Source organism: Streptomyces sp. NPDC051286, from assembly GCF_044455345.1.
Classification (GTDB): Bacteria; Actinomycetota; Actinomycetes; order Streptomycetales; family Streptomycetaceae; genus Streptomyces.
Genome location: NZ_JBITER010000019.1, coordinates 1 through 10937 on the forward strand (window position 1 = coordinate 1; position 10937 = coordinate 10937).

Annotated in this window: 10 protein-coding genes; 4 read left to right on the forward strand and 6 right to left on the reverse strand. The window is 69.9% G+C overall.

Translation table 11 applies throughout. The features are described 5' to 3' along the window. Positions 1 to 113 precede the first annotated feature (113 nt). Positions 114 to 1256 carry an SDR family oxidoreductase gene (locus tag ACIBB8_RS20210; protein ID WP_398953934.1) on the reverse strand — a complete coding sequence of 381 codons (1143 nt, stop codon included), beginning with the start codon at positions 1254 to 1256 and terminating at the stop codon, positions 114 to 116. Positions 1257 to 1446: 190 nt separating this feature from the next. Between ACIBB8_RS20210 and ACIBB8_RS20215 the strand changes: the two genes are divergently transcribed. Beyond that, on the forward strand, positions 1447 to 2880 hold the full coding sequence (locus tag ACIBB8_RS20215; RefSeq protein WP_398953936.1) for a zinc-dependent metalloprotease: 1434 nt from the start codon (positions 1447 to 1449) through the stop codon (positions 2878 to 2880). After that, complete coding sequence (locus ACIBB8_RS20220; protein WP_398953938.1) at positions 2877 to 3425, forward strand: NUDIX hydrolase; 549 nt, start codon at positions 2877 to 2879, stop codon at positions 3423 to 3425. The genes ACIBB8_RS20215 and ACIBB8_RS20220 overlap by 4 nt, the downstream gene beginning before the upstream one ends. A gap of 87 nt (positions 3426 to 3512) precedes the next feature. On the opposite strand, the gene ACIBB8_RS20225 is transcribed toward ACIBB8_RS20220, so the two are convergent. The 4 genes from ACIBB8_RS20225 to ACIBB8_RS20240 all read right to left on the reverse strand — a co-directional run bounded on the left by ACIBB8_RS20225 (position 3513) and on the right by ACIBB8_RS20240 (position 7345). Continuing rightward, positions 3513 to 4265, reverse strand: a complete 753-nt coding sequence (locus ACIBB8_RS20225; RefSeq protein ID WP_398953940.1) for an AIM24 family protein — start codon at positions 4263 to 4265, stop codon at positions 3513 to 3515. Positions 4266 to 4284: 19 nt separating this feature from the next. Beyond that, positions 4285 to 4965, reverse strand: coding sequence for an AIM24 family protein (locus ACIBB8_RS20230; RefSeq protein WP_398953942.1), 681 nt, complete (start codon positions 4963 to 4965; stop codon positions 4285 to 4287). Positions 4966 to 4976: 11 nt separating this feature from the next. Next, positions 4977 to 6614: a TerD family protein gene (locus tag ACIBB8_RS20235; RefSeq protein WP_398953944.1), complete on the reverse strand. Its 1638-nt coding sequence runs from the start codon at positions 6612 to 6614 to the stop codon at positions 4977 to 4979. Positions 6615 to 6721: 107 nt separating this feature from the next. Beyond that, entirely contained in the window at positions 6722 to 7345 is a 624-nt protein-coding gene (locus tag ACIBB8_RS20240) for a M48 family metallopeptidase (RefSeq protein WP_398953946.1), read from the reverse strand. Between the two features lie 275 nt (positions 7346 to 7620). On the opposite strand from ACIBB8_RS20240, the gene ACIBB8_RS20245 reads away from it, so the two are divergent. Both ACIBB8_RS20245 and ACIBB8_RS20250 read left to right on the forward strand, forming a co-directional pair. After that, positions 7621 to 8766 (forward strand): ThiF family adenylyltransferase, encoded by a 1146-nt coding sequence (locus ACIBB8_RS20245; RefSeq protein WP_398953948.1) that lies wholly within the window; start codon positions 7621 to 7623, stop codon positions 8764 to 8766. Positions 8767 to 8807: 41 nt separating this feature from the next. After that, positions 8808 to 10268: an ABC1 kinase family protein gene (locus ACIBB8_RS20250; protein ID WP_398953950.1), complete on the forward strand. Its 1461-nt coding sequence runs from the start codon at positions 8808 to 8810 to the stop codon at positions 10266 to 10268. 299 nt (positions 10269 to 10567) lie between these two features. Here ACIBB8_RS20250 and ACIBB8_RS20255 read toward each other — a convergent pair whose 3' ends face one another. Then, complete coding sequence (locus tag ACIBB8_RS20255) at positions 10568 to 10765, reverse strand: hypothetical protein (RefSeq protein WP_398953952.1); 198 nt, start codon at positions 10763 to 10765, stop codon at positions 10568 to 10570. Between the last annotated feature and the right edge of the window lie 172 nt (positions 10766 to 10937).

The following is a 10937-nucleotide window of genomic DNA, read 5'->3' on the forward strand; positions in this document are numbered from 1 at the left end:
GCAGCTGCAAGGCGCCGAAGCGGCCTCATAGCGGAGCTATCAGGCCGTTTTGGCAACGCCGCAGATGTGCGTGCAAGGCGTCGGGAGCCCGGCCACGATCTTCAAGCGCCCTCCTAGATGCGACGGCGCGCCTTGCGGGCGCGACGGACCAGGGCGGCGGTGCCGAGCAGCGCGACGGTCGCACCGGCGGCACCGGCAGCGGTGGCGTCCTTGCGGCCGAGCCGGCGTCCGGCGACGGTGTGGCGGCCCTCCACCTCTTCGAGGAGCGCTGCGAGCACCTCCTCGTTGGTCCACCGGGGACGCCAGCCGACGTCGTGCAGTCGGCTCACGCTGACCACCCAGGGGTGCATCGTGTATGCGAGGTCGCCCGCGGGGGACGGGGTGAGACCGATCCGGTGCAGCCGTGCTGCGGCGCCGAGGGCGACGGCGGAGGGCAGCTCCATCCGGCGCACACCACTGAGCTCCTCGACCTCCCCCTGCTCCAGCCAGCCGTCGCAGCCGACTGCGAACTCCCCGTCGATCTTCTCCAGCGCGGCGTACTCGAGGGCGGTGACCAGGTCGTCAACGTGGCAGAACTGCCAGGCGGGGCGCGATCCGGCGACGACGAGGAGGCGCGGCGACTCGAAGTAGCGGGTCAGCGCCGTGTCCGTACCGCCGACCAGAACGGTGGGGCGGACCACGGTGACGTTGAGCCCGGGGTGGGCACGAGGTGCGCGCCGGCCGAGCCGTTCGATCTCCAGTAGATCACCGACCCCGGTGGCCTCGGCCGTGGCGCGCAGCTCTGCGTCCTCGGCGAGCGGGATGTCGTTGTCGGGCAGCGCCCCATAGACCATCGCCGAGGTGCAGAGCACCGCCCGGTGGACTCCGGCGGCCGCGGCGGCCGTCAGCACGGTCTGGGTGCCGCGGACGTTGTACGCGGTACGGGCGGCGGGGTCGGTCTCCAGGTCGAGATCGAGTGCCAGATGGACGACGACGTCTGCGCCGCGCAGTTTCTCAGCGATGGCGGGGTCGCGCACGTCGAGAATGTGCCAGGTCGCATCGGAGACCTCGCCGCGGCGCTCGTCGATGGCGATGACCTGCTTGATCTCCTCGGATGCCGCGAGGCGCGCGGTGAGCAGCTCACCGACGCCGGTCGCGGCACCGGTGACCGCGACGACGGGGCCGCGGCTCTTGGAGCGGCTTTTCGAGGGCGTGCTCTCGTGCGAAGGGTCGGCCAGGTTTCGCGCTGCGCGAACCTGAGGATCTGGGGAACTCACCGGGCGTCTCCAGCGGTTGTCTTCAGTACGTACCCGAATGACGCGTACGTACCAGGTGGCGTCCATCCTGCCGCAGGCCGGGACCCGGCGGAGCACTGAGGCCCTGAGCGGACATGGTGTCTACGCTGGATGGTGATGTCGGGCAGTCGCCGTCGGTTCGAGCCGGCGGCCCTACGAGCCGAGGAAACCCGTGAGTGACACCCCATTCGGATTCGGCCTTCCGCCGGAGGAGCCGGAGAACGGCGACGAGGGCAAGAAGAAGGACCCCACTGGAGGTGGGCAGGGTTCGGGCGGGCCGGCGAACCCGTTCGGCTTCGGGCCGGGCGCGGGCGGGGACAACCCGTTCGCGGCGATGTTCGGCACGATGAACCCTAACGACCTGGGAGCCGCCTTCCAGCAGCTCGGCCAGATGCTGAGCTACGAGGGCGGTCCCGTGAACTGGGACATGGCCAAGCAGATCGCCCGCCAGACGGTTTCGCAGGGCACGCCGGACGGAACGAAGGACGCGAGCGTCGGCCCGTCCGAGCGGTCGGCGGTCGACGAGGCGCTGCGCCTGGCGGATCACTGGCTGGACGGCGTGACGTCGCTGCCCTCCGGTGCGGTCTCGACCGTGGCGTGGAGCCGTGCGGAGTGGGTCGAGGCGTCCCTTCCCGCCTGGCAGAAGCTGGTCGACCCGGTGGCGGAGCGTGTCGGCATGGCCATGGGCGATGTGCTGCCCGAGGAGATGCAGGCCATGGCCGGCCCGCTGATCGGCATGATGAGGTCGATGGGCGGCGCGATGTTCGGTCAGCAGATCGGGCAGGCCGTGGGTGTGCTGGCGGGTGAGGTGGTCGGTTCGACCGATATCGGGCTGCCGCTCGGCCCGGCGGGCAAGGCCGCGCTCCTTCCGTTGAACGTCGAGATGTTCGGCAAGGACCTGAGCGTGCCGCAGGACGAGGTGCGGCTCTATCTCGCCCTGCGCGAGGCTGCCCACCAGCGGCTCTTCGCCCATGTGCCGTGGCTGCGCTCGCACCTGTTCGGCGCTGTCGAGGGGTACGCGCGCGGCATCAAGGTCGACACCAGCAAGCTGGAGGACGTGGTCGGCCAGTTCGACCCGTCGCAGCCCGAGCAGCTTCAGGATGCCCTTCAGCAGGGCATGTTCCAGCCGGAGGACACACCGGAGCAGAAGGCGGCGCTGGCCCGGCTGGAGACGGCGCTCGCGCTGGTCGAGGGCTGGGTGGACGCGGTGGTCCACGAGGCCGCGAAGTCCCGGCTGACCTCGGCGGACGCACTGCGCGAGACGATGCGCAGGCGCCGTGCCTCCGGCGGCCCGGCCGAGCAGACGTTCGCGACGCTGATCGGGCTGCAGCTGCGGCCGCGGCGGCTGCGGGACGCCTCGCGGCTGTGGGCGTCGCTCACGGACGCGCGCGGTCTCGACGGGCGCGACGCGCTCTGGGAGCACCCGGACATGCTGCCGACCGCGCATGACCTGGACGACCCGGACGGGTTCGTGCACCACGAGCAGCTGGACTTCTCCGAGCTGGACAAGATGCTCGGCGAGGCCGCGAAGGGTCCGCGGAAGCCCGCGGCCGACAAGGGCGAGGAATCCGGCGACAGCGACGGCAAGGACGACACCGACCAGTGAGCCTGTACGACGACGCCGTTCTCGTACTGAAAAGGTACGAGGACCGGGCCGACGCTGATCAGGAGCAGCTGCGGCAGACCTATCTCGACCATCTGGCACAGCACCCGGACGGCATGTGGAAGGCGTGCGGGGCCGGGCATCTGACGGCCAGCGCTCTGGTCGTCGATCCGCAGCGCGGACGGGTGCTGCTGACACTGCACCGGAAGCTGCAGATGTGGCTGCAGATGGGCGGCCACTGCGAGCCCGAGGACGCCACGCTGGCGGCCGCGGCGCTGCGTGAGGCCACCGAGGAGTCCGGCATCAGCGGTCTGACGCTGCTGGCGGGCGGCCCGGTGGTGCTGGACCGGCATCCGATCCCGGCGCCCTGCCACTGGCATCTGGATGTGCAGTACGCGGCGCTGGCACCGTCGGGCGCGATGGAAAAGATCAGCGACGAGTCGCTGGATCTGCGCTGGTTCGCGTACGACGAGGTGGCCGAGGTGGCCGACACCTCGGTGGTGCGGCTGGTGGCACGTACACGCGCGGCGCTGGAAGGCGGCCGGTAGCCGTACCGACGGCCCTCGGCCCCGGATCAACGGGTGAGGGGCGACCTCTCACAAGGTCGCCCCTCACCCGTGTACGCGCGCCGCGGTTCAGTTCCAGGCGTTGTTCTGGTTCTGGCCGTGCGCTCCCTGGCCCATGCCGTACTGCGCGCGCAGCCCCTGGCCGATCTGGGCGCTCTGCGGAGGCAGCACCTCGCTCGGCTGGACCAGGGCGAAGCCCTGTCCGAGGAAGCTGAGCTCCCAGCCCTCGCCGGTGTTGCCGCGCCGCCGCCAGACGCCCGAGGAGTGCGTCTGTGCCTGCATCTGCACGCGCAGCGAGCTGGACCAGGCGACGATCGCGTCGGCGTCGACGTTGACGTACTTGTCGGGCGTGACCTGCATCATCAGCGGCTGGCCGGATGTCATCAGGGCGACCTTGCCGGTGCCGGAGATGTTGAGCTGGTACTTGCCCGTGCCCGAGATGCCGTACTGGCTGTCCACAGCGATGACCTCGGTGTGCAACGACGAGTCGAGCGCCAGGACATAGGCGCTGTCCACCGTCATGCCGTCCCGGTCGACGTCCACGACATGCACGTACTGCGCGAGGTTGGCGAGGTAGACGGTGCCCTGCCCCGAGCAGCGCATCAGGTCGAGGCCCTCACCGGTGTTCGCGCGGGCGCGGCGCTGCCCGTGCGACTGGTACTCGCCGTCGAACTCCATCAGCCCCTGGTACGCGACCATCGCTCCCTTGCGGGCGAGGACGTCGTCGTGGCCGGTCAGCGAGACCCGCAGGAGCTGCGGGTTCTGCAGGGTGTACCGGTCCTGGGACTGCTGTTCCGTATAGTTGAAAAGCGGACTCTGCATGGTGTGTTCTCGCTCCCCCTCAGTTCCGGACCCGCAGGCGGTCCGTACTGTCCTCGCTCGGCTGGACGACGACGATGCCCTGGCCGGAGAACGCCATCTGGAACGCCTCGCCGCTTCCCCGCCCGATCAGCGAGGAGGCCTTGAAGCTGCGCTTGCCCTTCACCTTGAGGTTCGGGGACCACGCCACAAGGGCGTCCGGGTCGACATAGGTCTCGTCCTCGCCGCGTCCGCAGTCGACGACGATCGGAGTGCCGCGCGAAGTGATCGCGACCCAGCCGGTGCCGGAGATGCAGACGTTCCACAGGCCCTGGCCGGCGAACTTCGCCAGCCCCTTGACCCGCTCCACGCCCCAGGTGAGGTGGCTGTCGAAGGCCAGGACGTTGGTGCCGTTGACCGAGAGGGAATCGTTGTTGAGATTGACTACGACCACATCCGCGCCGTAGTCGGCGAGGTAGAGCAGCCCGTCACCGGAGCACTTCATCAGGGGTGCGCCCTCGCCGGTGATCCACTGGGAGGCGATCTGCCGGACGGCCGGCGGGTTGGGCTCGTACTGGATGAAGCCCTCATAGGACACCATCGAGCCGGTACGTGCGTAGAGGTCCTGGCCTGTGGCCATGGCGACCTTGAGCATCGTATGGCCGTGGTTCTCCATACGGGCCGTGACGGGGGTCGGGGCGAAGCCCGCGAGCTGCTGGTTCATGACGGGCTCCCTCAAACCTCGTAGGGCTGGACGACGATGAAGTTGCCGGGGGCTCCCCGGAACTGGAGGTTCACGGTCTCTCCGCTGTGCCCCGGGTACGCGTTGCGGCGCAGCCGGACCTGGCTGGAGATGATCACCTGGGACGCGGACGACCACGCCACGACGGCGTTGCAGTCGGCGAACGTGGTCGGCGTGACCGGCAGGACGACAGGGACGCCGTGGGTCTTGACGACGACCGTGCCGCTGCCCTGGAACTGCATGGTGAACAGGGCCCCGCCGGGGATGCCGTGACCCTCGATCCTGCGGACCTCGTACTGCAGCGACTCGTCGAAGGCGAGGACGCTCTCCGCGGAGACGCAGATGCCGTCGCCCTGGAGCTCGATGGAGTGCAGATGGGCACCGTCTTCGGCGAGGAAGACCTGGCCGCGACCGGTACAGCGCATCAGCTGCATTTCCTGGCCGGTCGCATTCCCGACCACGCGGCCCACGAAACCGGCACCCTTGTAGCTGAAGTCGACCTTGCCCTGATACATCACCATGGAGCCCTGACGGGCGAGCACCGGTGTACCGCCCATGGTGAGGTCAACCCGCATGAGCTGCTGGTTCTGCGGCGTCCAACGCTGTCCGGTGGCCGTCTCCTTGTACGGCTGGAGTGCGGCCTGCAGACCGGCACCGGCCTGCGGCATGCCCGGCTGCATTCCGGGGGGCTGTTGACCGTACGGAGTCGGGGCCTGCTGACCGTACGGAGCCGGGGCCTGCTGACCGTACGGGGCGGCCGGCATGGCCTGGCCGGGAAACTGCCCGAACTGGGGCTGCTGGGGCGGCTGTCCCGGCTGACCGTAGGGAGCGGGGGCGGGCGCGGGCGGAGGGACGGTGCCACCCTGCGGTGCCATCGGCGCCGCGATCGTCGGCGCGGCATGCATCTGCTGCTGCGGAGTGGGGGCCTGCGCGGCAGAGGCGCCGAAGGACGGAGCCGACTGCGGGACTTGAGGGACCTGCGGGACTTGAGGGACCTGGGGGGCGGACGGGACACCGAAGGACGGAGCGGGCGCCGGGGCCTGCGCGGGTGGGGCGAACGCGGGGGCCGCAGCCGCCGGCGGCGGCGGCGCGGCGGGCTCCTCCTCGGCGACCTCGCCGCCGAAGTTCTTCAGCAGCGCGTCGAGGCCGCCGTCGAAGCCCTGTCCGACAGCGGCGAACCGCCAGACGTCCTTCAGGTAGAAGTCGCCCAGCATCACCGCGCGCTCGGTGGTGAACTCGGAGCCGGTGAAGGCGTACCTGACGACTTCCTCGCCACCCGCGACGATCCGGATGTATCCCGGACCGATCTGCGACATCTGCCCGGCGCCGTCGACCGTCGCAGTGAACGACAGCTTGTGGATGTTCGCCGGAATGCGGTCCAGAGTGACCCGGAACGACTCGGTGTCACCGGACTGGGCGCCGAGGAGCTGAATGGACTCCTCGGGCGATTTCGGCTGATTGAAGAAGACGAAATACCGGTCGTCGGAGAGCTGTTCATGAGCATCGAGGCCGAAGCAGCTGATGTCGAAGGTCAGTCCAGGACCGGCGATCTGCACACCTACGTACAGATCCGTCCCCAGCGTGAGATCACTGATCTTGGCCTTGTGGCCGCGTTGGAATTCCCTGGCCATGCGAAACGACCGTCCCCCATCCCGAATGTGAATGCGTCGCGCCAGGCTAGCCGCAAACTCCGACATTGAGCGAAGCCGGTACACACCCGGTACAGAATCACTGAACGTCACTCACCGCGCGCGGCAGGCAGATGAGGCAACCGGTCCGCCGCCACCACTCCTTCGAGGTAGCCGCGGGCCCGCTCGGTACGCGGATACGCCTCCAGCAGCCGCCAGAAACGCGGACCGTGCCCGGGAACCAGCAGATGCGCCAGCTCGTGGACGAGCACGTAGTCGACGACGTACTCCGGCATACCCTGCAGACGGTGCGACAGGCGGATGCTGCCCTCCGCGGGGGTGCAGGACCCCCACCGGGTGTTCTGGTTGGTCACCCACCGCACCGAGGCGGGCCTCGCCCGGCCCTCGAAATACTGGACGGACAACCGCTCGGCCCGCTCGGCGAGTTCGCTGTCGCCGAGGATGCGCTTGCTCTCCTGGGCCGCGAGTTTGTCAAGCATCACGGTCACCCAGCGCCGCTCCTCCGCCTCCGACATCTTGGCCGGGATCAGCACGATGGTGCGGTCGCCCTCCCGGTACGCGGACACCGTTCTGCTACGGCGGGTGCTCCTGCGGACCTCGACCGCGCTCGTCACCGAGACACGGGGCGGATGGCTGGCCGCGCTGCGCTGATGGTCTTTGGCGCTGCGCGCGGGGGTCTCCCCGGCGAAGCCGGGTGACGGGTCGGCGGGCACGCCCCGACGGTACCCGCTGTCAGTGCGGGAAGTCCCGCCTCCGGGAGGGTTCGCGCGTGATCCGTTCCATGGCACGCACCATTTGAACGACTAATACCCCATGCCTGTGGATAACTTTCTGCACGCTTCGGCACCGGCCTGCATTCTGGCAACGGATCTCGCGAAGCTCCGGTCCGCGGCCGGCGCGCGCAGATCACTCCGGACCGCACAGAGATCGCACAGAGATCGCACGGAACAGCGACAGCAGCAGGACGAACACGAACCAGGGGGAAGCCATGCATCCGATGTTGAAACCCGCACTGCGCCGAGCATGGTGTGGAACGAACACCGTGCAATTCGGGGTGACGCCCGCTCACGCGGTGAAGGTGGGGCCGATGGATATCGCCACGCGCAGTTTCCTGGAACTGCTCGACGGAACGCGCGGCCTGCCGCTGCTGCGCGAGGAAGCCAGGGCACTGGACCTGTCGGACCATCACGTTGACATCCTGGTGGCGCGATTGGCGGAAGCGGGACTGATCGACGATGTCCGGGCGGGCGGGCCGGAAGCCGATGCGTTACGGAACCGGGCCGACGTACTGGAGCGACAGCGCCCCGACCTCGCGTCGCTCTCGGTCGTGCACCCCGAACCCGGGGGCGGGCTGAGACGGCTGGCGGCCCGTCGCGCGATGCGGGTCCAGGTGCGGGGATCCGGCCGGGTCGGTGCGGCCATCGCGGCGGTGCTGTCCGGGTCCGGTGTGGGCCTGGTCGAAGTCCTGGACGGTGGGGTCACCGAGCAGTCGGACGTCGCACCCGGCGGGCTTCCGGCCACTGCGGTCGGTGAGCGCAGAGACACCGCCGCCCGGCAGTTGGTGCGACGATCCGCTGTCGGTCCCGCCCCCCGGTCGACGGGGTCGGACCGCTCCCCGTCGCGTGGTGGTCCCGGGCTGTCCCTGGTCGTGGTCGCTCCGCGGGACGGTCTCGCGGCGTACGCCCCCGACCCGCGTACAGCCGAGCCATGGATCGCTTCGGGCACTCCTCATCTCTATGCCGGGGTGATCGAGGCCACCGGCGTGGTCGGTCCGCTGGTACTGCCCGGCGGTACGGCCTGCGCGGGATGCCTGGATCTGCACCGGACGGATCGGGATCCGCAGTGGCCGCGCATGCTTGCGCAGTGGCGGTCCGGGCGGCGCGGCGCCGTGCAGGCGTGCGACCTGGGGCTGGCGACAGCGGTGGCCGGTCTCGCGGCGGCCCAGGCGCTGGCGTTTCTCGATGGCGAAATTCCCGTCGGCACGGGAGCCAGATGCGAGGCCGCCCTGCCGCTGTTGGACTGGCGGTCGGAGAGGATCGGACCACACCTCGACTGTTCCTGCGGGGCGAGTCGGCACACTGGGAGGGAGCGCGCCTCCGGGCTCGGCGCAGCGCAGGACACAATGGCCGGGTAACCGCCGCGCGCGGCACGGCAGTCTGGGATTTGGAGGGGCGTATGTCTGATCTTCCCCGGAAAGCGGTCACCCGTACAGCCAAGTTGGCCGCACTGCCACTCGGCTTCGCCGGCCGTGCCACGTGGGGGCTGGGCAAGCGGATCGGCGGCAAGTCCGCGGAGATAGTGGCCCGTGAACTCCAGCAGCGCACGGCGGACCAGCTGTTCCGCACGCTGGGCGAGCTGAAGGGGGGTGCCATGAAGCTCGGTCAGGCCCTGTCCGTCTTCGAGTCGGCACTGCCCGACGATGTCGCCGGGCCCTATCGGGCGGCGCTCACCAAACTGCAGGAAGCCGCTCCCCCCATGCCGACCCGCACCGTTCACGCGGTGCTCACGGAGCGGCTCGGTGAGGACTGGCGGGAGCTGTTCCTCGAATTCGACGACAAGCCGTCGGCTGCCGCGTCGATCGGGCAGGTGCACCGGGCGGTCTGGCACGACGGGCGGGCCGTTGCCGTGAAGGTGCAGTATCCGGGCGCCGGGGAGGCCCTACTCTCGGACCTGACCCAGCTCAGCCGCTTCGCCCGGCTGCTCGGCCCGCTGATCCCCGGAATGGATATCAAGCCGCTCATCGCGGAGCTGCGCGACCGGGTCTCGGAGGAGCTGGACTACGAACTGGAGGCGCAGTCGCAGCGGGAACACGCCGAGGAGTTCGCGAACGACCCCGATGTGGTGATTCCCGGTGTGGTGCACCAGTCCGACCAGGTGCTGGTGACGGAGTGGATCGACGGTGTCCCGCTGGCCAAGGTGATCGCGGAGGGCACCCAGGAGCAACGGGACCGGGCGGGTCAGCTGCTGGCACGATTCCTCTTCTCAGGTCCGGCGCGCACGAATCTGCTGCACGCCGACCCGCATCCCGGCAACTTCCGGCTCCTGCCCGGGGGCAGGGAAGCGGACGGGGAGGCGGAAGGCGGTGGGAGCGGGCCATGGCGGCTCGGGGTGCTGGACTTCGGCACGGTGGACCGGCTGCCGGGCGGCCTGCCTCAGCCCATCGGGGACTCGTTGCGGCTGACGCTGGCGGGTGACGCGGAAGCAGTCTACGAACTGCTGCGCGAGGAGGGCTTCGTCAAGGAATCCATCGACCTCGACCCGGATGAGGTACTCGACTACCTCCTGCCCATCATCGAGCCGGCGCAGGTGGAGGAGTTCACCTTCACCCGCAGCTGGATGCGCAGTCAGGCGGCCCGGATAGCGGATCCCCGCTCCCCCGCTCACCAACTGGGCAAGCAGCTGAATCTACCGCCCGCCTATCTGCTGATACACCGGGTGACGCTGAGCACGATCGGGGTGCTGTGCCAGCTGGGTGCGACGGTGCGGCTGCGGGACGAACTGGAGTCCTGGGTCCCGGGGTTCCGGCCCATCGAGGACCTGCCCGATCAGCAGAACCGGGATCGGGAGTTCCCGGATCAGGAACTGACCGGCCAGGAGCTGACCGAGGACGAGCTGCTCGACGACCGGCCGGCCTAACGCCGTGACCGGCAAGGTGTGCCTCATGAGGAGCGTCGTCCGGTGCGTGCGATCGCACGGCGGCCGGAAGTCCTTGGATGGGGTCTCCCCTGCTCGAACGGAGCTGAGAGCTTGGGGAAGGAGCTACCAGGACTTTCGGCCAACCCGACGAGCGGGCGTGCTGGGCAGCCCGACGGGGCAAAGCTTGCCGGGAGGGGCACTAGTACCTCTCCCGGCACCAGGAACCGGCTCAGTGCTCAGGGCCGTCCCCGCCGACCCCGGCCCCGGCGCTGGCACAGGTCTCGGAACCCGGGAGCAGGTCACCACCAGGCCGAATCGAGGCGGCCCTCGATCGCCCTGATGTGGGTGCGGGCGCAGTCGTCGCAGAAGTGGTGGCGCCTGCCGTTCTCCACGGAGCAGATCCAGGTCGGCGGAGCGTACGCGCTGTCGGCGGTGGTGCCGCACAGGGCGCACACCACAATCTCGGCACCCGGCTGGGCGGGGTGATGAGTCTCCACCCCGTGACGATAACTCCGTCCCCGCTGCGCGGCACGGCACCACACAGCACGACCGCGGGGGGGGGGGGGGGGGGGGGGCCCCCCCCCCGGGGGGGGGGTGGGGGGGGGGGGTGGGGGGGTGGGGGGGGGGGGGGCGGGGGGCCCCCGCCGGGGGGGGGGGGCCGGCGGGCGA